General features: G+C 67.2%; 19 protein-coding genes and 1 pseudogene. 10 read left to right on the forward strand and 10 right to left on the reverse strand.

Annotated elements, in window-relative coordinates:
• Nucleotides 1-115 precede the first annotated feature (115 nt).
• Genes H977_RS0111960 through H977_RS0111980 form a run of 5 tightly spaced genes read left to right on the forward strand, consistent with a single transcriptional unit; the run spans nt 116 to nt 5137 of the window.
• Complete coding sequence (locus H977_RS0111960) at nt 116-1513, forward strand: ABC transporter substrate-binding protein (RefSeq protein WP_029108085.1); 1398 nt, start codon at nt 116-118, stop codon at nt 1511-1513.
• Complete coding sequence (locus tag H977_RS0111965; RefSeq protein ID WP_029108086.1) at nt 1510-2400, forward strand: carbohydrate ABC transporter permease; 891 nt, start codon at nt 1510-1512, stop codon at nt 2398-2400. The genes H977_RS0111960 and H977_RS0111965 overlap by 4 nt, the downstream gene beginning before the upstream one ends.
• Before the next feature lie 43 nt (nt 2401-2443).
• The gene (locus H977_RS0111970) at nt 2444-3268 is read left to right on the forward strand and encodes a carbohydrate ABC transporter permease (protein WP_196808225.1); all 825 of its coding nucleotides are present in this window, start codon (nt 2444-2446) and stop codon (nt 3266-3268) included.
• A 4-nt stretch (nt 3269-3272) separates the two neighbouring features.
• On the forward strand, nt 3273-4553 hold the full coding sequence (locus H977_RS0111975; RefSeq protein ID WP_029108088.1) for an ABC transporter ATP-binding protein: 1281 nt from the start codon (nt 3273-3275) through the stop codon (nt 4551-4553).
• Entirely contained in the window at nt 4550-5137 is a 588-nt protein-coding gene (locus tag H977_RS0111980) for a suppressor of fused domain protein (protein ID WP_029108089.1), read from the forward strand. The genes H977_RS0111975 and H977_RS0111980 overlap by 4 nt, the downstream gene beginning before the upstream one ends.
• Here H977_RS0111980 and corA read toward each other — a convergent pair.
• Nucleotides 5134-6237, reverse strand: a complete 1104-nt coding sequence (gene corA, locus H977_RS0111985) for a magnesium/cobalt transporter CorA (RefSeq protein ID WP_029108090.1) — start codon at nt 6235-6237, stop codon at nt 5134-5136. The two genes, H977_RS0111980 and corA, sit on opposite strands and share 4 nt — an antisense overlap.
• Nucleotides 6238-6346: 109 nt before the next feature.
• Between corA and H977_RS0111990 the strand changes: the two genes are divergently transcribed.
• Entirely contained in the window at nt 6347-7582 is a 1236-nt protein-coding gene (locus H977_RS0111990) for an NAD(P)-dependent malic enzyme (RefSeq protein ID WP_419186569.1), read from the forward strand.
• Nucleotides 7583-7590: 8 nt separating this feature from the next.
• Nucleotides 7591-8430: a glycine betaine ABC transporter substrate-binding protein gene (locus H977_RS0111995; protein ID WP_029108092.1), complete on the forward strand. Its 840-nt coding sequence runs from the start codon at nt 7591-7593 to the stop codon at nt 8428-8430.
• A gap of 8 nt (nt 8431-8438) precedes the next feature.
• Here H977_RS0111995 and H977_RS0112000 read toward each other — a convergent pair whose 3' ends face one another.
• Entirely contained in the window at nt 8439-9263 is an 825-nt protein-coding gene (locus H977_RS0112000) for an SDR family NAD(P)-dependent oxidoreductase (RefSeq protein ID WP_029108093.1), read from the reverse strand.
• Between the two features lie 69 nt (nt 9264-9332).
• A complete protein-coding gene (locus H977_RS0112005) occupies nt 9333-9593 on the reverse strand; it encodes a helix-turn-helix domain-containing protein (RefSeq protein ID WP_029108094.1) in 261 nt (86 codons plus the stop codon).
• Nucleotides 9594-9662: 69 nt separating this feature from the next.
• Here H977_RS0112005 and map point away from each other — a divergent pair, with 69 nt between their 5' ends.
• A complete protein-coding gene (gene map, locus H977_RS0112010) occupies nt 9663-10424 on the forward strand; it encodes a type I methionyl aminopeptidase (protein ID WP_029108095.1) in 762 nt (253 codons plus the stop codon).
• Between the two features lie 9 nt (nt 10425-10433).
• Here map and H977_RS0112015 read toward each other — a convergent pair whose 3' ends face one another.
• The 3 genes from H977_RS0112015 to H977_RS32985 all read right to left on the reverse strand — a co-directional run bounded on the left by H977_RS0112015 (nt 10434) and on the right by H977_RS32985 (nt 16525).
• Nucleotides 10434-11741 carry an MFS transporter gene (locus H977_RS0112015; RefSeq protein ID WP_196808226.1) on the reverse strand — a complete coding sequence of 436 codons (1308 nt, stop codon included), beginning with the start codon at nt 11739-11741 and terminating at the stop codon, nt 10434-10436.
• Between the two features lie 143 nt (nt 11742-11884).
• A complete protein-coding gene (locus tag H977_RS0112020; protein WP_502691167.1) occupies nt 11885-15562 on the reverse strand; it encodes a multifunctional oxoglutarate decarboxylase/oxoglutarate dehydrogenase thiamine pyrophosphate-binding subunit/dihydrolipoyllysine-residue succinyltransferase subunit in 3678 nt (1225 codons plus the stop codon).
• Between the two features lie 156 nt (nt 15563-15718).
• Nucleotides 15719-16525 carry a hypothetical protein gene (locus tag H977_RS32985; protein ID WP_051288805.1) on the reverse strand — a complete coding sequence of 269 codons (807 nt, stop codon included), beginning with the start codon at nt 16523-16525 and terminating at the stop codon, nt 15719-15721.
• 150 nt (nt 16526-16675) lie between these two features.
• Between H977_RS32985 and H977_RS0112030 the strand changes: the two genes are divergently transcribed.
• Both H977_RS0112030 and H977_RS32990 read left to right on the forward strand, forming a co-directional pair.
• The gene (locus tag H977_RS0112030; protein WP_029108098.1) at nt 16676-17974 is read left to right on the forward strand and encodes a multidrug effflux MFS transporter; all 1299 of its coding nucleotides are present in this window, start codon (nt 16676-16678) and stop codon (nt 17972-17974) included.
• An 80-nt stretch (nt 17975-18054) separates the two neighbouring features.
• Nucleotides 18055-19773: a DHA2 family efflux MFS transporter permease subunit gene (locus H977_RS32990; protein ID WP_051288806.1), complete on the forward strand. Its 1719-nt coding sequence runs from the start codon at nt 18055-18057 to the stop codon at nt 19771-19773.
• Here the strand turns inward: H977_RS32990 and H977_RS0112040 are convergent.
• The 4 genes and pseudogenes from H977_RS0112040 to H977_RS0112055 form a co-directional block, all read right to left on the reverse strand.
• The gene (locus H977_RS0112040) at nt 19706-21070 is read right to left on the reverse strand and encodes an FAD-binding oxidoreductase (protein WP_029108099.1); all 1365 of its coding nucleotides are present in this window, start codon (nt 21068-21070) and stop codon (nt 19706-19708) included. The two genes, H977_RS32990 and H977_RS0112040, sit on opposite strands and share 68 nt — an antisense overlap.
• Nucleotides 21063-24488 carry a TM0106 family RecB-like putative nuclease gene (locus tag H977_RS0112045; RefSeq protein WP_029108100.1) on the reverse strand — a complete coding sequence of 1142 codons (3426 nt, stop codon included), beginning with the start codon at nt 24486-24488 and terminating at the stop codon, nt 21063-21065. The genes H977_RS0112040 and H977_RS0112045 overlap by 8 nt, the downstream gene beginning before the upstream one ends.
• 64 nt (nt 24489-24552) lie before the next feature.
• A pseudogene (locus H977_RS32995) lies at nt 24553-25421 on the reverse strand (putative endonuclease domain-containing protein).
• A 114-nt stretch (nt 25422-25535) separates the two neighbouring features.
• On the reverse strand, nt 25536-26096 hold the full coding sequence (locus tag H977_RS0112055) for an LppP/LprE family lipoprotein (protein WP_051288807.1): 561 nt from the start codon (nt 26094-26096) through the stop codon (nt 25536-25538).
• Nucleotides 26097-26157 lie beyond the last annotated feature (61 nt).

Raw genomic sequence — 26157 nt, forward strand, 5'->3', positions numbered from 1 at the left:
TCACGATTGTGACGCGGCACGCCCAAACTGTTGGACATCCGCTCCGCATGGCTCTACGGTTTGCGCGCGGGAGCCGCTGCGGCGGCGACATCGAATGCGAACGGGAGGCACAGCGGTGCGCGCTCGGCGGCTATGTGCTGCGGCAGTGGCCGCGTTGACGACGGCCTCGGTGGTGTCAGGTTGTGGTAAGGGCGACGACGGGATCGTCATCAACTACTACACCCCGGCCAACGAGATGGCGACTTTCACCGCCGTGGCCAAACGCTGCAACGCCGAACTCGGCGACCGCTTCACCATCAAGCAGGTGAGTTTGCCGAAAGGTGCTGACGACCAACGGTTGCAGCTGGCGCGTCGGCTGACCGGTAACGACAAGACGCTCGACATCATGGCGCTCGACGTGGTGTGGACCGCTGAGTTCGCCGAGGCGGGCTGGGCCGTCCCACTATCCGAGGATCCGGCGGGGGAGGCCGAGTCCGACGCGACGGAGAACACGCTGCCCGGGCCGCTGGAGACCGCGCGCTGGCAAGACAAGCTGTATGCGTCGCCCATCACCACCAACACCCAATTGCTTTGGTACCGGGCCGATTTGATGGACGCGCCGCCGTCAACCTGGGATGGCATGGTTTCCGAGGCGAACCGCCTGCATGCGGCGGGCAAGCCCAGTTGGATTGCGGTACAGGCCAAGCAGTACGAGGGCCTCGTCGTCTGGTTCAACACCCTGCTGGCCAGCGCGGGCGGCCAGGTGCTCTCCGATGACGGCAAGACCGTCACCCTGACCGACACGCCGGAGCACCGGGCGGCCACCGTCAAGGCGCTGCAGGTCATCAAATCGGTTGCCACGGCTCCGGGAGCCGATCCGTCGGTGACCCAGACCGACGAGGCGACGGCCCGGCTCGCCCTGGAGCAGGGCAAGGCCGCACTCGAGGTCAACTGGCCGTTCGTGCTGCCCTCGCTGCTGGAGAACGCCGTCAAGGGCGGCGTGAAGTTCCTGCCGCTCGACCAACGTGCCGATCTCGCCGGGGCCATCAACGATCTGGGTACCTTCTCGCCCACGGACGAGCAATTCGAATCGGCATATGAGGCCAGCAAAGAGGTGTTCGGGTTCGCCAACTATCCGGGTGTGCGCGAGGGTGAGCCGGCCAAGGTGACCCTGGGCGGGCTGAACCTCGCGGTGGCCAAGACCAGCCGGCACAAGGCCGAGGCATTCGAGGCCATCCGATGCCTGCGCAACGTGGAGAATCAGCGCTATACCTCGGTCGAGGGCGGGCTGCCCGCGGTGCGCGAATCGCTGTACGACGATCCTGCGTTCCAGACCAAGTACCCGCAGTACGCGATCATCCGCGAGCAACTGACCAATGCCGCGGTGCGCCCCGCGACGCCGGTGTATCAGGCTGTGTCCACCCGCATTTCGGCAACCCTGGCGCCGATCACGAACATCGACCCGGAGCACACCGCCGATGAGCTGACCGAACAGGTGCAGAAGGCCATCGACGGCAAGGGGCTGATCCCATGAGCACCTCCACGACGGACCGTGCCTCGGAGCGCAGGCTGGCGTTCGGGCTGATCGCGCCCGCAGTGATCCTGATGGTCGCGGTGACCGCGTATCCGATCGGGTACGCGGTGTGGCTGAGCCTGCAGCGCTACAACCTGGCCGCTCCCGACGACACGACGTTCGTCGGGCTCGCGAACTATCAGACCATCCTCACCGACCGCTACTGGTGGATGGCGTTCGCGGTGACGCTGGCGATCACCGTCGTCTCGGTGACCATCGAGTTCGTCCTCGGCATGGCCTTGGCACTCGTCATGCACCGCACCATCTTCGGTAAGGGCGTGGTCCGTACCGCGGTGCTGATTCCGTACGGGATCGTGACGGTGGCGGCGTCCTACAGCTGGTACTACGCCTGGACTCCGGGCACGGGCTATCTGGCCAACCTGCTGCCCGACGGCAGTGCCCCGTTGACCGAACAGCTGCCGTCGCTGGCCATCATCGTGCTCGCCGAGGTGTGGAAGACCACGCCGTTCATGGCACTGCTGTTGCTGGCCGGCCTGGCGCTGGTGCCGCAGGATCTGCTCAACGCGGCCGAGGTCGACGGGGCGGGGGCCTGGACGCGGCTGGTGAAAGTGATTCTGCCGCTGATCAAACCGGCTATCCTGGTCGCGCTGCTGTTCCGGACCCTCGACGCGTTCCGGATCTTCGACAACATCTATGTGTTGACCGGTGGTGCCAACAACACCGGATCGGTGTCGATCCTGGGGTATGACAACTTGTTCAAGGCTTTCAATCTCGGATTGGGTTCGGCCATCAGCGTATTGATCTTCTTGTCGGTGGCGGTCATCGCGTTCGTCTTCATCAAGATCTTCGGTGCGTCGGCGCCCGGCGCAGAGGTGGAGGGCCGATGAGCGCTCGCGCGAAGAGCAGAGGACAGTGTCGATGACCGAGCGGGTGAGTGCGCAGCGCGCGACGGGGTGGACCGTCGTGAACATCCTGGTGGTGCTCTATGCGCTGATCCCGGTGCTGTGGATTTTGTCGCTGTCGTTGAAGCCGACGTCGAGTGTCAAGGACGGCAAGCTCATTCCGGCTCAGATCACGTTCGACAACTACAAGGGCATCTTCACCGGCAACATCTTCACCTCGGCGTTGGTCAACTCGATCGGCATCGGCTTGATCACCACGGTGATCGCGGTGGTGATCGGTGGCATGGCCGCGTACGCGGTGGCCCGGTTGGATTTCCCCGGAAAGAAGCTGTTGGTGGGCGTCGCCCTGTTGATCGCAATGTTCCCGCAGATCTCGCTGGTGACCCCGATCTTCAACCTGTGGCGGACGATCGGCTTGTTCGACACCTGGCCCGGCCTGATCATTCCCTACATCACGTTCGCACTGCCGCTGGCGATCTACACGCTGTCGGCCTTCTTCCGGGAGATCCCATGGGATCTGGAGAAGGCCGCCAAGATGGACGGGGCCACCCCGGCCCAGGCCTTCCGCATGGTGATCGCACCGCTGGCGGCCCCGGGCATCGTCACCGCGGCCATCCTGGTCTTCATCTTCGCGTGGAACGACCTGCTGCTGGCGTTGTCGCTGACCGCGACGCAGCGGGCGATCACCGCGCCCGTGGCGATCGCGAACTTCACCGGCAGTTCGCAGTTCGAGGAGCCGACCGGGTCGATCGCTGCAGGGGCGATGGTCATCACCATCCCGATCATCATCTTTGTTCTCATCTTCCAGCGACGTATCGTCGCTGGCCTGACATCTGGTGCGGTAAAGGGGTAATTGGATGGCCGAAATTGTGTTGGACCGGGTCACCAAGAGTTACCCCGACGGCGCAGGCGGTACCAGGGAAGCCGTCAAAGAGTTCTCGATGACCATCGCCGACGGCGAGTTCATCATCCTGGTGGGCCCGTCTGGATGTGGGAAGTCCACCACCCTGAACATGATTGCCGGGCTTGAGGACATCTCGTCGGGCGAGCTGCGCATCGCCGGGGAGCGGGTCAACGACAAGGCGCCCAAGGATCGCGACATCGCGATGGTGTTCCAGTCGTACGCGCTCTACCCGCACATGACGGTGCGCCAGAACATCGCGTTCCCGCTGACCCTGGCCAAACTCAAGAAGGACGAGATCGCGGCCAAGGTCGAGGAGACGGCCAAGATCCTCGACCTGACCGAACTGCTCGACCGCAAGCCGGCTCAGCTGTCCGGCGGGCAGCGTCAGAGGGTGGCGATGGGCCGGGCAATCGTGCGGCGTCCCAAGGCATTCCTGATGGATGAGCCGCTGAGCAACCTCGACGCCAAGTTGCGTGTGCAGATGCGCGCCGAGATCGCGCGGCTGCAGAGCCGGCTGGGTACCACCACGGTCTACGTGACACATGATCAGACCGAGGCCATGACGCTCGGAGATCGCGTTGTGGTGTTGCTGGCGGGCGAGATTCAGCAGATCGGCACTCCCGACGAGCTGTACAACAACCCGGCGAATCTGTTCGTGGCCGGTTTCATCGGGTCACCGGCGATGAACTTCTTCCCGGCCACCTTCACCGACGTGGGGGTGCGGCTGCCGTTCGGCGACGTCACCCTGACCCAGCAGGTGCACGATCTGCTGGCCCGCCAGCCCAAGCCGGACAACATCATCGTCGGGATCCGGCCCGAACATCTCGAGGATGCTTCGCTGCTCGACGGCTACGCCCGGATCCGGGCGCTGAGCTTCCCCGTGCGTGCTGACATCGTCGAGTCGCTCGGTGCCGACAAGTACGTGCACTTCACCATCGAAGGTGCCGGCGCCGAGGCAGCGCAGCTCGCCGAGTTGGCCGCCGATTCGGGCTCGGGCGCCAACGAGTTCGTGGCGCGCGTCTCCGCGGAGTCCAAGGCGGCAGCCGGTCAGCAGGTCCAGCTGGCGTTCGACACCTCGAAATTGGTGATCTTCGATGCCGAGACCGGGCTGAACCTGACCCGCACCGAGCCCACTGAGGCCGAGGAGCCCACCGAGGCCGAGCAAGCTGAGGCCGAGGAAGCTGAGGTCGAGGAAGCGCCGGCCGAAGCGGCCGGAGAACCGACAGAAGAGTGATCGACGTCCTGGCTGCCGTCCGCGCCCACGTGGGCGAGCACTTCGGCGCTGCCGGCATCACCGCAGAACCTGTCAGCGCCAGCGTCACGTTCCTGGGAACCGAGCGCATCGACGTGCTGCGGTTCGGTGGTCCTGATCTGTATCACTATGTGACGCTGGGCTGTTCACGTCATCCGATGTTCGATCCGACCGAGCTGGTGTCCGATCCGATCCACGGTCCCCGGGCCGAGGTGGTGCTGTCCCTGCGGGGCCCGACGCCGAACGGGCTGGCCCGGTCGCTGGCCGTGCTGGCTGCCGCGCCCGCGGTGGAGGGGCTGGTCCTGGAGGCCGACGCGCTCGTCGATCTGGAGACGCAGTTGTTCGACTCCGCGCCGTTCAGCGCATTTCTGTTGGGCCCGAGCGATATCGGCGAGGTGACCCTGCCCGATCCACTGTCCGCGGTGACGGTGCTGTCGGCCACGCCGATCACCGCCACCGAGGCGGCCTGGGTGCGGCTCAAGGGAGCCGATGCGATGCGTGAGGCCTGGCAGACCGACGGGGTCGACGTACTCGATCCGACCCGCCGGGCCGCGAGTCCGAGCTAGAGCCAGTCGTTGTGGCGGAAGGTGCGGTACAGCGCAAAGCAGATGACTGCCATCGCCACCAGCACGGCCGGATAGCCCCAGGTCCACTGTAATTCGGGCATGTGCTCGAAGTTCATCCCGTAGATCCCGGCCATCGCGGTCGGCACCGCGGCGATGGCGACCCACGCCGAGATCTTGCGCATGTCCACGTTCTGCTGCATGGCGACCTTGCCCAGTGCGGCCTGCACCAGTGAGCTGAGCATCTCGTCGTAGCTCGTGACGCGGTCGGAGGCCTGCACGTTGTGGTCGTGCACGTCGCGCATGTACCTGCGCACCTCGACCGAGATGAGATCGTTGTGGTCGGTCAGCAACCGGGACAGCGCGAGCGTCAAAGGCGCTACGGCTCGGCGCATTTCGACGACCTCACGCTTGAGTAGGTAGATGCACTCGATGTTGGTGCGCGTGCCGGGGGAGAAGATGTCCTCCTCCATGGAGTCGATGTCGGTTTCCATCAGATCGGTCACGTCGAGGTAGCTGTCCACCACGTGGTCGGCGATCGCGTGCATGACCGCGAATGGTCCGAGTTTGAGGATGGCGGGGGAGGATTCCAGCCGTTTGCGTACACCGGCCAATCCACCGTGCTCGCCGTGGCGGACGGTGACCACGAAGTCCGGTCCCACGAAGATCATGATCTCGCCGGTCTCGACGATCTCGCGGGCCAGTGCCACCGACTCGTGCTCGACGTAGTTGATGGTCTTGAGCACGAGGAACAGGGTCTTGTCGTACCGCTCGAGCTTGGGCCGCTGGTGGGCGTGCACCGCGTCCTCGACCGCCAGCTCGTGTAGGCCGAAAACGTCTGCCACCGATTGCATCTGGAATTCGTCGGGTTCGTGGAGGCCGATCCAGACGAACGCCTTCTCGCCCGCTGCCTGCAACTCTCGGACCTTGTTCAGCGCCGCGGCATGGGTGTATTTGCCGGGCAACCGGTCTCCGCCGCTGTAGACCCCGCAATCGACCATGGCCCGCGCGACGGGGACGTGGATCGACTTGGCGTCGGGCTCTGCCGGCCGGGGCCTCGGGGTCGTCCGCAGGGCCGGCGGCAGCGCGCGGAATGAGGGCATTTGTCCCCACCTTCCTGCACGGTTCGCAGCAACCTGATCAGCACAACGAATGCTACGCGCACCTACTGTTGAGTAACCCTCACCAGCGGGGAACCCGGCCATGTGAGAAATGGCATTGAAGTACCCTTGCGCCGTGTCGGAAAGTACAGTCGCCTCCTCGCCCGAGCGCTCGTCAGCGGAGCGCACCCCGCAAGTTGTGATCGAAGACGCCGAGATCTTCGAACACCATGAAGGCGGAAAGCTCTCGGTCGAGTTGAAGGAGCCGCTGGATACCCAGCGTGCGCTGTCCATCGCCTACACCCCCGGCGTCGCCCAGGTGAGCCGGGCGATCGCCACTGACCACACCCTCGCGGCCAAGTACACGTGGGCCAACCGCCTGGTCGTGGTGGTCAGCGACGGCACTGCGGTGCTGGGCCTCGGCGATATCGGTCCCGCGGCGTCGCTCCCGGTCATGGAGGGCAAGAGCGCGCTGTTCAAGTCCTTCGGCGGGCTGAACTCGATCCCGATCGTGCTCGACACCAAGGATCCCGACGAGATCGTCGAAACCCTGATCCGGCTGCGTCCGACGTTCGGCGCGGTGAACCTCGAGGACATCTCTGCCCCGCGCTGCTTCGAGATCGAGCGCCGGGTGATCGAGGCGCTTGACTGCCCGGTCATGCACGATGACCAGCACGGCACGGCGATCGTGGTGCTGGCCGCGCTGCTGGGCGCCACGAAGGTGCTTGAGCGTGACATCCATTCATTGCGTGTGGTCATCTCGGGCGCAGGTGCGGCGGGAGTGGCCTGCGCCAACATCTTGCTGAACAAGGGCATCACCGACGTCGTCGTGCTCGATTCGCAGGGCATCGTGCATTCCGGCCGCGACAACCTCAACAGCTTCAAGGCCGAGCTGGCCGGACGGACCAATCCGCGCAAGCTCACCGGTGGCGTGGCCGAGGCGCTCGAGGGTGCCGACGTCTTCCTCGGGGTGTCCGCAGGCGTCGTGCCCGAGGAGCTCATCGCGACGATGGCGCCCAACAGCATCGTCTTCGCGCTGTCCAACCCGGATCCGGAGATCCACCCGGACGCCGCCCGCAAGTACGCGGCGGTGGTCGCGACCGGACGCAGCGACTTCCCGAACCAGATCAACAACGTGCTGGCCTTCCCCGGGGTGTTCCGCGGTGCGCTCGACGCCGGTGCCCGCAGGATCACCGAGAAGATGAAGGTGGCGGCTGCCGAGGCCATCTTCTCGGTCGTCGGCGACGATCTGGCGGTCGACCACATCGTGCCCAGCGCGCTGGATCCGCGGGTCGGCCCCGCGGTGGCGGCGGCGGTCGCGGCGGCGGTTGACCCCGCAGAGTCCTGAGTTCACCGATGCGCCGCATGCTGGCGTCGGCGCTGCTGGTGCTGTTCGCGCTGGCGTCAGCGGGTTGCGGCCACTCGGCTCCCGCCGCTCTCGCGGTCGGTGCCGGGCCCGCGCCCGAGTCGGTGTTGCTCGGGCACCTGTATGCGGCGGCGCTGCGCTACTACGGCACGCCGGCCGTGGTCACCGAGACCGACGGCGTGCCCGGTGTGCTCGATTCGGGATCGGTCACCGTGCAGCCGGGGTTCACCGGCCGGTTCCTGACCGCCCTGAATCCGACGGCCACGGCCCGCGCGGATGAACAGGTCTACCGGGACCTGGTGTCGGCGCTGCCCGAGGGTGTCGCCGCCGGTGACTACACCATGTCGGCCCAGGACAAGCCGGCGCTGGTGGTCACCGAGGCGACGGCCAAAGCCTGGGGCGGGACGGATCTGAGCGCGGTGCGGCGCAACTGTGCCAAGGCCCGGCCGGGTGCGGTGGCCGGCGCCAAGACACCCACGACGGTGGGTTCTTGCGCCCTGCCCGAGCCCGGCAGGTTCCCCGACGCGAAGAGCCTGTTCGCCGCCCTGCGGGCCGGCACGATCAACGCGGCCTGGTCGACGACGGCCGATCCGGCCATCCCGTCGGACCTGACCGTGCTGGCCGACAAGACCGCATTGATCCGCGGTGAGAATGTGGTGCCGCTGTATCGCCGCAACACACTCGACGAGCATCAGATCCTGGCGCTCAACGAGATCGCCGGCGTCCTCGATACCGGGTCACTGGCCGATATGCGCAGGCAGGTCGCCGAGGGCAAGGATCCTGCGGCGGTGGCCGATGCGTTCCTGCAGGCCAACCCTCTGGGCCACTGACCGGAGCGTCAGCTCGGCATGGCCTTTCCGACCGCCGAGGCGAACAGCCGCTGGTACCCCGAGCCGGTGATCCGGACGATCACGTCGAGGATCTTGGCATCGGGCCCGACGAGCACGCGCGCCTTGTTCTTGCGCACTGCCTCGAGGATGATCTTGGCCGCGCGCTGCGGCGTGGTGTTGGCCAGCTTCTTGTCGAAGGACTCGGCGAGCGCCTTCTGGTCCAGCCCCTCGGCGGTGGTCGCGTTGCGCGCGATGGCGGTCTTGATCCCGCCGGGATGCACGCAGGTCACCTTGACCGGATGCTTGGCCACGATCATTTCCTGGCGCAGGGCCTCGGTGAAGCCGCGGACCGCGAACTTGGCGGAGTTGTAGGCCGCCTGACCGGGCACCGAGAAGATGCCGAACAGGCTCGACACGTTGACGACATGTCCGTCGCCCGAGGCGATCAGGTGCGGCAGGAACGCCTTGGTGCCGTTGACGACGCCCCAGTAGTCGACGTCCATCACGCGCTCGATGTCCTTGAATTGGCTGACTTCGACATCGCCGGTGAAGGCGATACCCGCGTTGTTGTAGATCTGGTTGACCTTGCCGAAGTGCTCCTTGACCGCGTCGGCGTACAGCAGGAATGCCTCGCGCTCGGTGACGTCGAGCCGGTCGGTCTTCACCTCGGCGCCGATGGCCTTCAGGCGTTCCTCCGTGACCGCCAGACCCTCGACGTCGACGTCGCTGATCGCCAGCTTGGCCCCGGAACGTCCGAGTTCAATGGCCAGTGCCTGTCCGATTCCCGATCCGGCGCCGGTGACGACGGCAACCTTTCCGGCGAAGCCCTCCATAGAACACTCCCTTGTGTGGTTCGAATGGTGTCGAGATTAGCCGGTACCCGCGGTCCCGTGTGAGTCGGGCTACGACGCCGCCGCGCTGACGGGGCGCCACACTTCGGCCAGGGTTTCCAGCGGGATTCCGAGAGCGTCGCTCAGACCGACGACCGTGCCGAACGCGGGGGAGGGCAGCCGGCCCGTCTCGATCTTGCGCAGGGTCTCCGGGGAAATGCCTGCGTGCTCGGCAACCTCGTCGAGAGATCGGTCGGCGCGAGCGGCCCGCAGTGTCTCGCCGAGCCGTCGGCCGGCGGCGATCTGTGCGGGGGTGAGCGGGGTGCGAACCACGACACCACGGTAGCGCCGGTATTTATATACCGCTAGTGTTGGTATTTAAATACCGGAAAGGATGTGGACATGGTCGAGCTGAAAACCGCCGACGAGATCGAGAAGATGCGGGTCACCGGGCGGTTCGTGGCCGAGGTGCTCAGCGAGTTGAGCGGGCTCGCCGAGGTCGGCATCAACCTGCTCGACCTCGAACACCACGCCCGCGACATGGTGAAACGCCGTGGAGCGGAGTCCTGCTACTGGGACTACGCTCCGTCGTTCGGCCGGGGTCCGTTTCGCAACGTCATCTGCCTGTCGGTCAATGACGCTGTGCTGCACGGTCTTCCGCACAACTATCGGCTCAACGACGGCGACGTGTTGAGCCTGGACTTCGCCGTGTCGATCGACGGCTGGGTCGCCGACGCGGCCCGCACCGTGATCGTGGGGACGCCCGCGGCCGCCGACGTGCGCCTGATCCGGGCCACCGAGGAGGCGCTGGCCGCCGGAACCGCCGCGGCGCGACCCGGCAATCGGCTGGGCGACATCTCGGCGGCCATCGGAGCCGTCGTCGCCGATTACGGCTATCCGGTCAATCTGGACTTCGGCGGGCACGGGCTGGGCCGGACCATGCACGAGGACCCACACGTACCCAACCGGGGCACGTCGGGCCGCGGCATGCCGTTGCGGGTGGGGATGACGCTGGCGCTGGAACCGTGGCTGGCCGCGGGCACCAACCGCATCGTCTACGACCGCGACGGCTGGACCATCCGATCGGCCGACGGGTCACGCACCGCGCACAGCGAGAACACCGTCGCGATCACCGACGCGGGCCCACAGGTACTGACGTGTTGAGCCTGCTGATCAGTGCTCCGGCCGCAACAGCAGGGTGGCGACGACGCTGACGACCGCGGTGGCCACCAGATATCCGCACGCCAGCCACGGCGTGCCGCCGCCGGCGGCGATCAGCGCCGTGAGGATCAGCGGGGTCAGGCCCGAGGCGTAGACACCGGAGAGCTGATACACCGTCGACAGCCCGGTGTAGCGGGTCCGGGTCGGGAACAGCGACGCGTAGAGCGTGCCCTGCGCACCGTAGAACCAGGCATGAATGACGCCGAACGCCAACACCATTCCGATCGCATACGCCACGATGCTGCCGGTGCCGAACAATGCGAACGCCGGGAACACCACGACGCCATAGGCGGCGATACCGGACGCGTAGACGGCTTTCGGGCTGAACCGGTCGGCGAACAGACCCGACACCGGCAGCAGCACCGCCATGAGCAACGCCGCTGCCGTCACCACAACCAGCACCGGCACCTTGCCCAGATGCAGCGTGGCGGTGGCATACGAGATGGTGAACACGCCCCAGGTGTTGAACGCGGCGCCCTCGCCCCAGCGCGACAGCAGGCCCAGCACGGTCGAGCGCAATACCGGAGGGCGGAAGATCTCCTTCACGGGGACCGCAGAGCGTTCGTCGTCGTCGCGCAGTTTCTCGAACGCCGGTGTCTCGGCCACCCGGAACCGCACCACGACGCCGAAGATCACCAGCACCACGCTGAACAGGAAAGCGATCCGCCAGCCGTAGGTCTGGAATGCCTCGGCCGACAGCCACACCTGCAGCAGCACGAACACGCCGGTGCCGAGGGCAAGGCCCAAGGCGAGTCCCACCTGAGGGATGCTGCCGAACAGCCCGCGGCGATTGCGGGGGCTGTGCTCGACGGCCAGCAGCACCGCGCCTGCCCATTCGCCGCCGAGGGCGAATCCCTGGACCACGCGTAACACCAGCAGCAGGACCGGGGCCAGCACACCGATCTGCGCGGCGGTGGGCAGCACACCCATCAGCGCAGTGGCCGCGCCCATCAACAGCATGGTCAGCGCCAGCGTCTTCTTCCGGCCGATCCGGTCGCCGATATGTCCGAAGACGAATCCGCCGATGGGCCGGACCAGGAACCCGACCGCGAACGTGGCGAAGGCCAGCATCGTGCCGACGAACGAGCTCTGGTCCGGGAAGAACGTGTGGTTGAACACCAGGCTCGCGGCCGTGGCATACAGGAAGAAGTCGTACCACTCGATGGTGGTTCCGAGCACGCTGGCCAGCACGGCGGTGCGCACCGTTGCGGGAGTGTTGGGTGTAGCTGGCTCTTCATCGACGACCGGGTCAGCTGCGATAGTCACCCTAGATGAGTAGCCGCCCGCGCCGACCCGGCCCACCGTTGCGCGCACGGTGATGTAAACTCCTCGCCCAAAACCACGAAATGGTCGCTACCGACGTGCGGCAGCGACCATTTCGTTGATCTGGGCGAAGCTGGCGTCTAGCCGAACGCCTCGTCGATGATCTCCTGCTGTTCGACAGCGTGCACCTTCGACGAACCCGAGGACGGCGCCGACATCGCCCGCCGCGAGATCCGCTTGATCCCGTAGAAGCGCTCCGGCAGCACCTCGGGCAGGGTCAGGCCGAGTGACGGCCAGGCACCCTGGTTGGCCGGCTCCTCCTGGACCCAGAACTTCTCGGTGACGTTCGGGTAGCGGTCGAGGGTCTCGGCCAGCCGGCGGCGCGGCAGCGGGGCAAGCTGTTCCAGACGCACGATCGCGACGTCTTCGCGGTTGTCCTTGGCCTTGCGCGCGGCGAGGTCGTAGTAGATCTTCCCGCTGCAGAGCAGGACCCGGGTGACCTTGCCGCGGTCGCCCTCGCCATCGGTGTAGACCGATTCCTCCAGGACCGAGCGGAACTTGTTCTCGGTGAAGTCGCGGATGTCGCTGACGGCGGCCTTGTTGCGCAGCATCGACTTCGGGGTGAAGACGATGAGCGGACGCTGGATGCCGTCGAGTCCGTGGCGGCGGAGCAGGTGGAAGTAGTTCGCCGGGGTCGACGGCACCGCGATGGTCATCGAACCCTCGGCCCACAGTTGCAGGAAGCGCTCGATGCGGCCCGAGGTGTGGTCGGGACCCTGCCCCTCGTGGCCGTGCGGCAACAGCAGCACGACGTCGGAGAGCTGGCCCCACTTGGCCTCGCCGGAGGAGATGAATTCGTCGATGATCGACTGGGCGCCGTTGACGAAGTCGCCGAACTGCGCCTCCCACAACACCATCGCGTCGGGGTTGCCCACCGAGTAGCCGTATTCGAAGCCCACGGCGGCGTACTCCGACAGCGCCGAGTTGTACACCAGGAACTTGCCGCCGGTCGGGGTGCCGTCCGTGGTGGTGGCCAGCAATTGCAGCGGCGTGAACTCCTCGCCGGTCTTGCGGTCGACGATCACGGAGTGGCGTTGGGTGAAGGTGCCGCGCTGGGTGTCCTGGCCGCTCAATCGGACCAGCTTGCCCTCCGAGATGAGCGACCCGAGCGCGAGCAGCTCGGCGAACGCCCAGTCGACCTTGCCTTCGTAGGCCATCTCGCGGCGCTTCTCCAGCACCGGCTTGACGCGCGGGTGCACGGTGAACCCGTCCGGCAGGGCCAGGTGGGCATCGCCGATCCGGGCCAGCAGAGACTTGTCCACCGCGGTCGCGAGACGCTGCGGGATCTGCTGGTCGGCCTCGACGGACTCGCTGGGCTCGGCCGCGTGCTTCTCCAGTTCGCGAACCTCGTTGAACACGCGCTCGAGCTGGCCCTGGTAGTCGCGCAGGGCGTCCTCGGCTTCTTTCATCGAGATGTCGCCGCGGCCGATCAGGGCTTCGGTGTACGCCTTGCGCGAGCCGCGCTTGGTATCGATGACGTCGTACATGTACGGCTGGGTCATCGACGGGTCGTCGCCTTCGTTGTGGCCGCGGCGGCGGTAGCACAGCATGTCGATGACGACGTCCTTCTTGAACGCCTGCCGGAAGTCCACTGCCAGGCGCGCCACCCAGGCGCACGCCTCGGGATCGTCGCCGTTGACGTGGAAGATCGGCGCGCCGATCATCTTGGCCACGTCGGTGCAGTACTCGCTGGAGCGCGAATCCGTCGGCGCCGTGGTGAACCCGATCTGGTTGTTGACCACGATGTGGATGGTGCCGCCGGTTCGGTAGCCGTCCAGCAGGGCGAGGTTCAGTGTCTCGGCGACCACGCCTTGCCCGGCGAACGCCGCATCGCCGTGCAGCATCAGCGGAACCACCGGATATTCACCGGAGCCGTCGGCATCCTTGCCGCTGTCGAGCAGATCCTGCTTGGCCCGCACCAGGCCCTCGAGCACCGGGTCGACCGCTTCGAGGTGCGAGGGGTTGGCGGTCAGCGACACCTGAATGTCGTTCTCGCCGAACATCTGGATGTAGTTGCCGGATGCGCCCAGGTGGTATTTCACGTCGCCGGAGCCGTGGGCCTGGGACGGATTGAGGTTGCCCTCGAACTCGGTGAAGATCTGGCTGTACGGCTTGCCGACGATGTTGGCCAGCACGTTGAGCCGGCCGCGGTGCGGCATGCCGATGACCACCTCGGCGAGCGCGTGTTCTGCGCACTGGTCGATGGCGGCATCCATCATCGGGATCACGGTCTCTGCGCCTTCGAGCGAGAACCGCTTCTGCCCAACGTATTTGGTCTGCAGGAACGTTTCGAACGCCTCGGCCGCGTTGAGCTTGCTCAGAATGTACTTCTGCTCGGCGACGGTCGGCTTGTCGTGCTTGATCTCGACGCGCTCCTGGAGCCAGCGCTGCTGCTCGGGTTCGAGGATGTGGGTGTACTCCACACCGATGTGGCGGCAGTACGCGTCGCGCAGCACCGAGAGCACGTCGCGCAGCTTCATGTACTGCTTGCCCGCGAACCCGTCGACCTTGAACTCGCGGTCCAGATCCCACAGCGTCAGGCCGTGGGTGTTGACGTCCAGATCGGGGTGGCTGCGGAACCGCATGTTGTCCAGCCGCAGCGGGTCGATGTCGGCCATCAGGTGACCGCGGTTGCGGTAGGCCGCGATCAGCTCGATGACGCGCGCGTTCTTGTCGGCGATGGAATCCGGATTGTCGACGCGCCAGCGCACCGGCTCATAGGGGATGCCCAGTTCACGGAAGATCTCGTCGAAGAACTCGTCGTCGAGCAGGAGCTGGTGGATGGTGCGCAGGAAGTCGCCGGACTCGGCGCCCTGGATGATGCGGTGGTCGTAGGTCGAGGTCAGGGTGATCAGCTTGCCGATACCCAGGTCGGCGATGCGTTCCTCGCTGGCGCCCTGGAACTCGGCCGGGTACTCCATGGCGCCGGCGCCGATGATGGCGCCCTGACCCTGCATGAGCCGCGGCACCGAGTGCACGGTTCCGATGGTGCCGGGGTTGGTCAGCGAGATGCTTACGCCGGAGAAGTCCTCGGCGGTCAGCTTGCCGTCGCGGGCCCGGCGCACGATGTCCTCGTAGGCTGCGATGAACTGGCCGAATTGCATTGTCTCGCAACGCTTGATGGCGGCCACGACCAGTGATCGACTGCCGTCCTTGCCGGGTAGGTCGATGGCCAGGCCCAGATTGGTGTGGGCCGGGGTGACCGCCGCGGGCTTGCCGTTGACCTCGGCGAAGTAGCGGTTCATGTTCGGGAACTTCTTGACCGCCTGCACGATGGCGTAGCCGAGCAGGTGGGTGAAGCTGACCTTGCCGCCGCGGGTGCGCTTGAGGTGGTTGTTGATGACGACGCGGTTGTCGATCATCAGCTTGGCCGGGATGGCCCGCACACTCGTCGCGGTGGGCACCTCCAGGGAGGCGTTCATGTTCTTGACGACGGCCGCCGCTGCACCGCGCAGCACCTGTGACTCGTCACCTTCGGCAGGAGCCGGACCGGCCTTCGCGGGTTTGGCCGGAGCCGCCTTTGCCGGAGCTGCGTTTGCCGGAGCTGCCTTGGCAGGAGCCGCCGGAGTGGCCGGAGCGGGAGCCGCCGGGGCGGGCGCTGCCGGAGCTGCCGCGGCAGGTGTCGCGGGTGCGGCAGGCGCTGCCGGCTGACCGTTGGCGGCGGTGCTGTCGGTGGTGGGCTCAGGGGAGTAGTCGACCAGGAATTCGTGCCAACTCGGATCCACCGAAGAGGGATCCTCGCGGAACTTGCGATACATCTCCTCGACCAACCACTCGTTCTGCCCGAATGGTGAAGGTGAACTGCTCACGGCAGACACTCGCCTCGATTCTTGTGTCCGGCTCGCCGTCACAAGGAGGCGTGCCGCTTGTGTTCTTCTGTGTGCGGTTGGCCCCGCTCGACCGCCGCATAAAGGCTATCGCCTTTCGGCTCCGCCTGAGGTCGGCATGGGGCTGGCTGACGCGACGGACGGCAGCACATGCAACGTTGCAGGCCACCGCGGCGGGGGCGCGCCGAACGCCTGGCGGGCGTTGGCGACGATCTTCTTACCCATCAACCGGTTGCCGACACCGCCGATGACAGCCCCGATACCCACCGGCAGCATCTTGCCGAAAGCCATCGCGCCGCGCTTGAGCGTATACCGCTTGACGAAGTACTTGAGCAGCCGGGAGTTGAGCTGCGAGACCGCGGGCAACGGCAGTGTCGCGGCGCCGTCGGACAGCCACGCACCGCTGGTGCGCCCGGTGCCGAGGAGGTCGGCGATGGCGTGCTTGCTGTCGTCGCCGACCAGGACGGAGAGCACCAGCGCGCGGCGTCGTTCGCGGTGGTCGGCGGGGATGCCGTGCACCTCGGCGACCGCGAGCACGAACACCGACGTGGCTTCCAGGAAGACGACGGTCTCCCCGGCCACGGCCGACAGCGCGGCCAGGGTTCCGATGCCCGGGAACGCCGCCGCGGAGCCGACGGCGGCACCGCTGGCCATCACCGCGGCCAGGTAGTGCTTCTCGAGCCGGGTGACGATCTCTGCCGGGGTGGCGTTGGGCTGTTGGCTGCGCAGCCGGTCCACGTAGGCCTTGACCGCGGGGGCCTGAACGCGCGAGCTGCGTTCGATGACATGGGACAGCACCTTGGCCGCCGCGCTGGGGTCTTCGGTCTCCTCGACCTTCGCCGGCAGTTGCTTCGACCGCGCAAACACTTCGGGGCCTCCCAGTTGTGAACCCATCGTCGGTTGCCAGGCTAACCCGTGGCCTGTCGCAGGGAGAACGAACGACGGCAGGCTTCGGGTGCCCGAGGGTGACGGCTGTCACTGGGTATACCCGCCGGACGCAACCGGCCGGGAACAAAAAACTCGAATGCGGGGCTGTTCAACTTCATGGCATCATCGCCCGACGTGAGGAAGGCAGCATCGGTAACTGTGCACAGTCCGGTGCCGGGCCGGATCCGGATGATTCTCGTGTTGGGGGCTCTGGTCGCGCTGGGTCCGCTGACCATCGACATGTATCTGCCGGCTCTGCCCCGCATCGCCGACGAGCTCACGGTCTCCTCCTCGGTGGCGCAGCTGACGCTCACCGGCACGCTGGCCGGCCTGGCCCTGGGGCAGCTGATCGTCGGTCCGCTGTCGGACTCGCTGGGCCGTAGGCGCCCCTTGATGGCGGGCATCGTGCTGCACATGGTGGCCTCGGTGCTGTGTGTCCTGGCGCCCGACATCGCGATCCTGGGGTTGGCACGTGCACTGCAGGGCATGGGTGCGGCAGCCGCCTCGGTGGTGGCCATCGCCGTGGTCGGTGACCTGTTCAGTGGAACCGTGGCGGCCACCGTGATGTCGCGGTTGATGCTCGTGCTCGGGGTGGCCCCGGTGCTGGCGCCCTCGTTGGGCGCGGCGGTGCTGTTGCACGGCTCGTGGCACTGGGTCTTCGTCGCGCTCGTGGTGGTGGCCGGCGGACTGCTGGCGATGGCCGCGTTGGCCCTGCCCGAGACGTTGCCGGTTTCGCACCGCCGCCCACTGGCGGTGCGCGGGATCATCGGCACCTACGCCGAGCTTCTGCGTGACGCGCGATTCGTCATCCTCGTTCTGGTCGCCGCGCTCGGCATGTCGGGGCTGTTCGCCTACATCTCGGCAGCGCCGTTCGTGCTGCAGGGCGACTACGGTCTGGACCAGCAGGCGTTCGCGCTCGTGTTCGCCGCGGGCGCGGTCGCGCTGATCGGCTCCACCCAATTCAACGTGGTGCTGCTGCGCCGGTTCTCGCCCCAGGCCATCACGATGGCGGCGCTGAGCTGGTCGGCGTTCGCCGGGTTGGTGTTCATCGTGCTGACCGTCGCGCACGTGGGCGGGCTGGCGGCGTTCGTGGTCCCGGTGCTGGCGATCCTGGCTGGGATGGGCCTGGTGCTTCCCAACGCCCCGGCCCTCGCGCTGTCGCGTCACCCCGACGCCGCGGGCACGGCGGCGGCGTTGCTGGGCGCGGCGCAGTTCGGGCTCGGTGCCGCCGTGGCTCCGGCGATCGGGGCGCTGGGCAACGGCGCGCTGGCGTTGTCGTGGGTGATGACGGCAGGCATGGCGATCGCCTTGACGGCGCTGCTGCTGGTCGGTCGGCGTAACGGCGAGGATGAGCTTGGCGAATATTCAGGCGACACGCTCGACGTCGCTCCGGAGGCGGTTGTCGAGCCGGCCTGACCCGGTCCCGGGTAGCGTCAGCTGGGCCCGCCAACTACCCAACAAAGGTCGAACCCGAGGCCCAACCCACCACATTCGACATGTCGCCAGCGCTCAACGCCCGAACTTCCAGCCCGCAGGGCAGTGTGCCCGCGCGTGCGGACAATCCGTGGAACGCGCTGTGGGCCATGATGGTCGGGTTCTTCATGATCCTGGTCGACGCGACGATCGTGGCCGTCGCGAACCCGACGATCATGGATGCCCTCGGCGCCGATTACGACGGCGTGATCTGGGTGACCAGTGCGTACCTGCTCGCCTACGCGGTGCCGCTGCTGGTCGCGGGGCGGCTGGGCGATGTGTACGGGCCCAAGAATCTCTACCTGGCCGGCCTGACCGTGTTCACCGCGGCCTCACTGTGGTGCGGCCTGTCCGGCAGCCTCGGGATGCTGATCGCCGCCAGGGTGGTGCAGGGCATCGGCGCGGCGCTGTTGACGCCGCAGACCTTGTCGACGATCACCCGGATCTTCCCGCCCGAGCGGCGTGGGGTGGCGATGAGCGTGTGGGGTGCGACCGCCGGGGTGGCCACTCTGGTCGGCCCGCTGGCCGGTGGCGTGTTGGTCGGGGGACTGGGCTGGCAGTGGATCTTCTTCGTCAACGTGCCGATCGGAATCCTGGGTCTCGGGCTGGCGGTGTGGCTGGTTCCGGCGTTGCCGACTCAGTTGCACCGATTCGACGTACTGGGCGTCGTGTTGTCCGGAGTCGGCATGTTCCTGATCGTGTTCGCCCTCCAGGAGGGCCAGTCGCGGGACTGGGCGCCGTGGGTGTGGGCCACCGGCGCCGTCGGCATCGCCGTGATGGTGGCGTTCGTGTGCTGGCAGGCGGTCAACACCGCCGAGCCGCTGATCCCGCTGCGGATCTTCCAGGACCGCGATTTCAGCCTGGCCAATCTGGGTGTCGCGACGATCGGGTTCGCGGTCACCGCGATGATCCTGCCGTTGATGTTCTATGCCCAGACGGTGTGCGGGCTTTCGCCGATCCGCTCGGCGCTGCTGACGGCGCCGACCGCGATCGCCAGCGGTGTACTGGCTCCGGTGGTGGGCCGCATCGTCGACCGCGCGCATCCGACACCGGTGATCGGCTTCGGCTTCTCGGCCATGGCGATCGGGTTGACCTGGCTGGCGTTCGAGATGACGCCGACGACGCCGATCTGGCGGCTGCTGTTGCCGCAGTTGGTGATGGGCATCGGCATGGCGTTCATCTGGTCCCCGCTGGCGGCCACCGCGACGCGCAACCTGCCGCCGGACCTGGCCGGGGCCGGCTCCGGTGTGTACAACGCGACCCGGCAGGTGGGGTCGGTGCTCGGCAGTGCCGGGATCGCGGCATACATGACCTCGCGCATCGGCGCCGAGATGCCGGGAGCGGCGAGCGCTGTGCCCCGCGGCGAGGGTTCGGCCGCCGAGCTGCCCGCGTTCCTGCACGCGCCGTTCGCCGCGGCGATGTCGCAGTCCATGCTTCTGCCTGCGTTCGTCGCGCTGTTCGGTGTGGTGGCCGCGCTGTTCCTGCTCGGTTTCGATGCCGAGCCGGCATGGACGCCGCATGCGAACCCGGAGCCGTACCTGGATCCCCGCGACGACGATGACGACGACTACGTCGATTTCCTGCTGAGCCACGACGACGAGGACGTGCTCGACGACGACGAAGCCGTCACGGACGCATTCCATGCTCCGCAGTGGGAGACCGTCTACGCGGAGTTCATGGCCGAGCGCGACGGAACAGCACGGCGGGATTCAGATAGCCGTCCGGATCGAACGCGGCCTTGACCGTGCGCATGGCCGCGATGTCGGCCTCGGTGCGGGACATCGCCACGTAATCGCGCTTGCGTGAGCCCACGCCGTGTTCGGAGCTCACGTTGCCGCCGTGCTGGGCGATCAGTGCCATCATCGCGGCGTACAGCCCCGCCTCGGCGTCCGCCCCGCAGCGCAGCACGTTCAGGTGCAGATTGCCCTCGCCGATGTGGCCGAACAGCACCGGAATGGCGTCTGGCGCATGCCCGGCGATCAACCCGGCGGCCGCCTCGGCGAAGCCCTGGATCGTCGACAACGGCAGCGAGACATCGAATTTCAGTGGCGGACCGAACAATCCGAGCACCTCGGCCACCGACTCGCGCACCTGCCACAACCGCTGCTGGGCATTCGCGTCGACACCGACTGCTGGTTCGCCGCAGATGTCGGCGCCCTCCAACGCGTCGGCCAGGCGTTCGGTCTGGTCGCCGGCGCCGGCCAATTCGATCAACAGCTGCCAGGCGCCCTCGACCGGTGCGCCGACGCCCAGGTGTTCGGCGGTCAGCGCACTGGCCCGCGCGTCGATCAACTCCAGCGCGGCGATGCCCTCGAGGTCACGGAAGGTGCGGCCGGCGTCGGCAAGCGCATCCAGGTCGGCGAACCCGCAGATCGCGGTGACCCGGTGGGTCGGGGTGGGGTGCAGCCGGAGGTCCAGGGCAGTGATCACGCCGAGCGTGCCCTCGGCACCGATGAACAGCGAGGCCAGGTCGTAGCCGGTGTTGTCGCGACGTACCCGGCTGTGCCGGTGCACTACCGACCCATCGGGCAGTGCGACGTCCAGTCCCAGCACCTGCTCGCCCATGTTGCCGTAGCGCACCGTCCGCAGACCCCCGGCGTTGGTGGAGGCCATCCCGCCGACCGTGGCCGACTCGCGTGCGGCCAGGTCTACGCCGAAGACCAGTCCGGCCGCTGTGGCGGCACGTTGCACGGCGGCCAGGGTTGTCCCCGCGCCGACGCTGACGCGGCGCTCGACGGTGTCGACGGCGCCGATCTCGTCGAGTCGTTCGGTGGACAACAGGATGTCGTCGTTCTCCGGCACTGTCCCGGCGACCAGTGAGGTACGGCCGCCCTGCACCGTGACACATGCTCCCGCGTCGCGGCAGGCCCGCAGCACCGCGGCCACTTCGCCGGCGTCACCGGGGCGCACCAGCGCCGTGGCCTGCCCGCGGTAACGCCCGGTGTGGTCGACGCAGCGGCTGTCCAGCACGTCGGGATCGGTGGTGACATAACTTGAACCGACAATCCCGGCAAGCGTTTCGGTAAGCGTTTCAGTCACAGGTCGGGTGTATCACAGGATCGGTCAGACCCAGGAATGCGCCGAGCGCGACCAGGCTGTCCGGCTGGGCCGGCAGATAGTCGGTGAGTTGTGGCGAGCGCACGATGTAGGCGACGTATTTGGCCCGGCTGATCGCCACGTTGAGCCGGTTGCGGTTCAGCAGGAACCCGATTCCCCGGGGCACGTCGGCGGCCGATGACGCCGTCATCGAGACGAACACCACGGGCGCCTGCCTGCCCTGGAACTTGTCCACCGTGCCGGCCTGCACGTCGGTCAGGCCCGCCGCGTCGAGGGCTCGGCGCACCGTGGTCACCTGGGCGTTGTACGGCGTCACCACCAGCACGTGGTCCTGGTCCAGCGGCGTGCTGCCGTGCTCGTCGGTCCACGTGGTGCCCAGCAACCCGGTGATGGCCGCGACGATCGCGTCGGCCTCTTCGGGGCTGTCGGTCGAATTGCCGAGGTGCGGGACTTCGAGTGCCCGGACTCCGGGTTGGATGCCGTCGAGTTGGCGTGCGGCACTGATCTTTTCGTGTGACTGCAGCCGACCGTCATACGACAGTCGCGACACCGGCCCGCACACCGCCGGATGCATCCGGAACGAGCAGTCGAGGAAATAGCCGCGCTCGGCCGGCAACGTGTGCGCACCCTCGACCAGCCAGCCCAACGCGGAATCGTCGACCGGAGCCGGATGGGTCCCCTGGCAGACCTGGGGGAGTTGCTGCGGATCTCCCAGGAGCAGGAGGTTGCGCGCGGCCGGCGCGACCGCGATGGTGTTGGCGAGATTGAACTGGCCGGCTTCTTCGAGCACCAGCAGGTCGAGGCATTGCCGCGGCACCCGGGCTTCGTTCGCGAAATCCCATGCGGTACCGCCGATCACGCATCCCGGGTGGTCGGCGATGAACGAGGCGTAGTGGTTCTGGTCGATCTCGGTCCAGCGCGGGTCGGCGCCCTTGCGTTTCTTGGCGACCTGTTCGGGTGTCACGCCGGCGTCGAGGACCTGGTCGAGCAGGTGTTCGATCACCGCATGCGACTGCGCGACGATGCCGATACGCCAACGGTTTTCGTTGACCAGCCGGGCGATGATCTGCGCCGAGGTATGGGTCTTGCCCGTGCCGGGTGGCCCGTGCACCGCGATGTAGGAGCAATCCAGATCCAGCAGGGCCGCCGTGATATCGGCTGCGGTCTCACCGGTGCGGGGCAGCGGCCGGCCGCTCACGGTGCGTGGCGCCCGCCGCAACAGGATGTCGGTCACCGCGTCGGCGGGAAGCGTAGGCAGGCCGGCGCTCACGCTCGCCGCCGTCCCGTCGATGGACACTTGAAGCGGCCGGGTGTTGATCGGCGGACCGGGTGTCAGCGCGAACGGTACCTGGGTGAAAGCGTCGCCGCCGGTGGGCTGGCGTTCGGTGATGAGCACCTCGGTCGGTGCGTCGGGGTTGTCGCAGCCGATGACGGTGGCGCTGCCGAACCCGCGACGGTCCGGGTCGTCGGACAGCCCGGCCGGGGCCGGCGCGGTGTAGAGCGCGTAGACCTCGGTACCCAGCTCGCCGGAGTCGATGGCGCCGGTCAGCCGGACCTGCCGTTGTGGTTTGCGCGCCCGCGGCGGGATGTGCCAGTCGGTGACCACCTCCGCCTCTTCGGCGACGAAAACTCCTGTGCTGTCCGCCCATTCGTCGACAGGATTGTTGAGCCGGTCGAAATGGCCCCACCAGAATGGTTTGTCCTCACGCTTGTGGAAGCCGCGGGCTGCGGCGATGAGTGCCGCCGCCTGCTGCTCGGCGGTTCGAGGTTCCACTCCGTCACCGGCGAAGCGCAGCAGCTTGCGGTCGACGGCGTCGGCCTTCTCGATCGGCGCACCGTCGCGCACCGGTTGCGGGCCACGCGGTGGCACCCCGGCCTCGAACGCGCGGTTGATCAGCCAGTCCCGCAATCGGTGCGTGGACCGGCAGTCGTAGCGGTTGTAGTCCTCGATCTCCTTGAGCACGGTGGCGGCCTCGTCGTGATGACCGGCGTCGCGCAGTGCGCAGTAGCGCGCGTATTCGGTGATCGAATCGGTGGCCTTGGTGACTTCACCGCCGCGCAGCTCGTTACCCATGTACAGCGGTTCCAGCGATTTGATGCTGTAGTTCTCGGTGCCGACGCGAATGCTCTTGCGCACCAACGGAAGAAGGTCGACGAGGATACCGTTGCGCAACAGATCGTCGACGTCGTTCTCGCCCACGCCGTAGCGGCCGGCCAGACGCAGCAGCGTGCTGCGCTCGTACGGCGCGTAGTGGTAGATGTGCATCTTGGGAAAACGCTTGCGCCGCTTGCGGACCAGATCCAGGAAATCGATGAGCACCTGGCGTTCGCTGGACCGGTCGTGCGCCCACAACGGCTGGAAGTGCCCTTCCGCGCCCAGCACGCCCCACAGGTATTCCAGCCCCCAGTCCTGGCCGTTGGCCGTCCACAACGGGTCGCCTTCGTAGTCGAAGAAGAGGTCACCCTTGTCCGGATCCGGCAGCAGCATCAGTGGTTGCGGATCGATGACTTCGTACGGCGGCTTGCCATCTGGCTGCGGCGCCACCTGTAGGCGGGCCTGACCCCTGAGCGCAGTGAGGGAGCGCTGGGCCAACCCGGGCACCGCATCGGTGTGGCCGGCCAATTGACGGGTGGTGGTGACACCGGCCTCGATGAGCCGGGCCCGTTGGCTCGCCCGCATACCCGCAACGAGGAAGAGGTCGTCGGTGGCGCGGACCTGCTGTTCGCATTCGCCGCACCCGAAGCATGCCCGCACCGTGTCGTCGGACCAGTGCACGGCCGTACCGCCGGCGAGATGACCGTCGAGCAGTGCCTGGAGTGCGGTGCGCCGCGGCCGGTACACCGCCAGCAGTTCGGCGACGCGGTAACTGGACATCCCGCCGTCGCCGAGGACCAGATCGACCTCGTCCGCGACCGGCACGCCGGCACCCGACAACACATCGGCGTAGGCGGCCAGCTGCAGCAGCGCCTCGACCTTCACCGAGCGGGACAGTTTGGTGTCCCGCAGGCGGTAGCGGTCACCGTCCCAGATCAGGAAATCGGCGAATCCGGCGAACCGGCCGTCGAACATCGCGGCCTGGTAGATCACCGGATCCCGACGTTGTGCCGCGTCGAGGGTGGCCGCGGCCGCCGATGTCAGCCCGGCCACCGTGTAGGCGGGCCGGCCGATCACCGTCACCTCAGCGTCGGCGCGCAGTTCATCGAGGTGGCGCTGCTCATGCTCGTCGCCGAGTTCTGCTGTGCGGGCAAGCAATTCGTCATCAGAAGACACCGCAGGGCCTCGACCCAGCCGCGCGTCGAACGAGCGCAGCAGGGCATATTCACAGCGGGCGGCCGCAGCCAGGTCCGACGCGCTGTAGATGACCGTCGGCCCCGACGCGCCTTCGTCGGTGACGAACACGGTGCCACTGTAGGTCAGCGCCCCGACACTGTGCGTCTCCGTCGTGAAACAGCATGTGTGGCTGCTAAGCCGCCGGCTTGGCAGCCCTGGCTTCTGTCTCGCGCTGCGCCCAAGCCGCCCGCACCCGGTTGAGCACCTCGCGGGGACGGTCTTCCTTGATGACGCGTATGTGCAGCCAGCCCTGGCGCTGGATCATGCGCAACCGTGTGGCGTCCCAGGCGTACCGCTTGCGGTCGGTCTGGTGCTGAATCCCGTCGTACTCCAAGGCGATCATGGGGTCGTCCCAGCCCATGTCGAGATAGGCGAACTCATTGCCGTAATCGTCGAGGACAGGGATCTGGGTGCGGGGTCGCGGGTAACCGGCGTCCACCACCAGCAGGCGCAGCCAGGTCTCCTTCGGCGAATCAGCGCCGGCATCCATCAGCCTGAGCGCCTCCCGGCACCTCCGCATTCCACGGGCACCCGCGTACCGGTCGATGAGCGGCTGACGTGCTCTACGTCCAGGCCCGTCGCTCGGGCGAGCGCGTCGAGATGCTCGACGGCGGCGCGGCGGGGCAGGTATCGGCCTAGGTCGAGCGCGGTCCGGGCCGAGCTCGTGACGGCCATGCCGTGGATCTCCTCCACTTCGTCCGGAGCGAATCGGTCGTTGTGGGTGACGATTCCGCGCGGCGGCCGATTGTTGGCCCAGATGAGTTCGATCGGCGCTTCCTCGTCGACCCATTTGGCACCGTGGAGTGCCGCGGCGGCTCGGCCGGTGATGACTCCACCCCGCTTGGACCACAACCACGCGCCGACTGTGTTGCCGTACAGCGAGGGTTCAGCCATCCGCGGGGTGTAGATGTCCGGAAAGATCGCCCGATATGCAGAGCGAAGGCGGCCCCTGGTGAGTTCGCCTCGTGCGATGGCCTCGCTGCCGACGAATATCGTTCCCATGCGGCGAGAATGCAGTCACTGTCCGACATTCAGGCCCCGACCTTCGCGAAACAGCGCCTGCGGTTGCCAAGCCGACGATTTGACGACCCTGGCTTCTGTCTCGCGGGTGAAAAGCTACATGTTGCCCATCAACTCCACACCGCCGCCGTTCCAGCGGAACTTCACCGTGCTGGCCAGTCCGTGGAGTCCGCCGGAGTACTGCAGAGCCACGGTGTCACCGGTACTGGCCGTCTTGTCGATGCTGTTGAAGCCGTACGTGTCGGGCACACCGGTGGGGATGAACTTGCCGAGGTGGAACAGGACGGCCCGGGTGTTCGGATGTGCGGAGTTGGTGTTGGCCCGCACGATCACCGCCGACAGCTGCGCGCACTCGTTGTAGTTGCCCGCGACCGGCTCGGGACTCCAGGCCTGGTTGCTGCGCGGGTCTCGCGGCAGCTCGGAGACGGCTTTGGCGATCTCGGGAGCGGCCAAGTTCACCGCGCACGGATCGGCCTGGGCTGGTGCCGACGTGGGCGCGGCCTTGGCGGCGGGTGCGGTCACCGAGGTCGGTGCGGGGCCGGGTCCGGCGTCGGGCGTTTTGGAGACGGTGGAATCACCCGATCCGCACGCGGTGAGGGTGAGCGCGGCCGCCAAGATGGCCCATGGCGCCGTCGCGAACGTTGCGACCCGATTCACAGTTGGGCAACCTACCGTGGCCCCGCGGCGGGTTTGTGCAGGCGCGCGGCCAGGATTCCCG

The organism is Mycobacterium sp. URHD0025 (assembly GCF_000426065.1).
Lineage (GTDB): Bacteria > Actinomycetota > Actinomycetes > Mycobacteriales > Mycobacteriaceae > Mycobacterium.

Bases quoted from the DNA above. Each gene is read 5' to 3' on its own strand.
- H977_RS0111965 (WP_029108086.1), top strand. From the start codon at position 1,510: ATGAGCACCTCCACGACGGACCGTGCCTCGGAGCGCAGGCTGGCGTTC.
- H977_RS0111975 (WP_029108088.1), top strand. From the start codon at position 3,273: ATGGCCGAAATTGTGTTGGACCGGGTCACCAAGAGTTACCCCGACGGC.
- corA (WP_029108090.1), bottom strand. From the start codon at position 6,237: ATGCCCTCATTCCGCGCGCTGCCGCCGGCCCTGCGGACGACCCCGAGG.
- H977_RS0111990 (WP_419186569.1), top strand. From the start codon at position 6,347: ATGGCATTGAAGTACCCTTGCGCCGTGTCGGAAAGTACAGTCGCCTCC.
- H977_RS0111995 (WP_029108092.1), top strand. From the start codon at position 7,591: ATGCGCCGCATGCTGGCGTCGGCGCTGCTGGTGCTGTTCGCGCTGGCG.
- H977_RS0112000 (WP_029108093.1), bottom strand. From the start codon at position 9,263: ATGGAGGGCTTCGCCGGAAAGGTTGCCGTCGTCACCGGCGCCGGATCG.
- map (WP_029108095.1), top strand. From the start codon at position 9,663: ATGGTCGAGCTGAAAACCGCCGACGAGATCGAGAAGATGCGGGTCACC.
- H977_RS0112020 (WP_502691167.1), bottom strand. From the start codon at position 15,562: ATGTATCGCAAGTTCCGCGAGGATCCCTCTTCGGTGGATCCGAGTTGG.
- H977_RS32985 (WP_051288805.1), bottom strand. From the start codon at position 16,525: ATGGGTTCACAACTGGGAGGCCCCGAAGTGTTTGCGCGGTCGAAGCAA.
- H977_RS0112030 (WP_029108098.1), top strand. From the start codon at position 16,676: ATGGCATCATCGCCCGACGTGAGGAAGGCAGCATCGGTAACTGTGCAC.
- H977_RS32990 (WP_051288806.1), top strand. From the start codon at position 18,055: ATGTCGCCAGCGCTCAACGCCCGAACTTCCAGCCCGCAGGGCAGTGTG.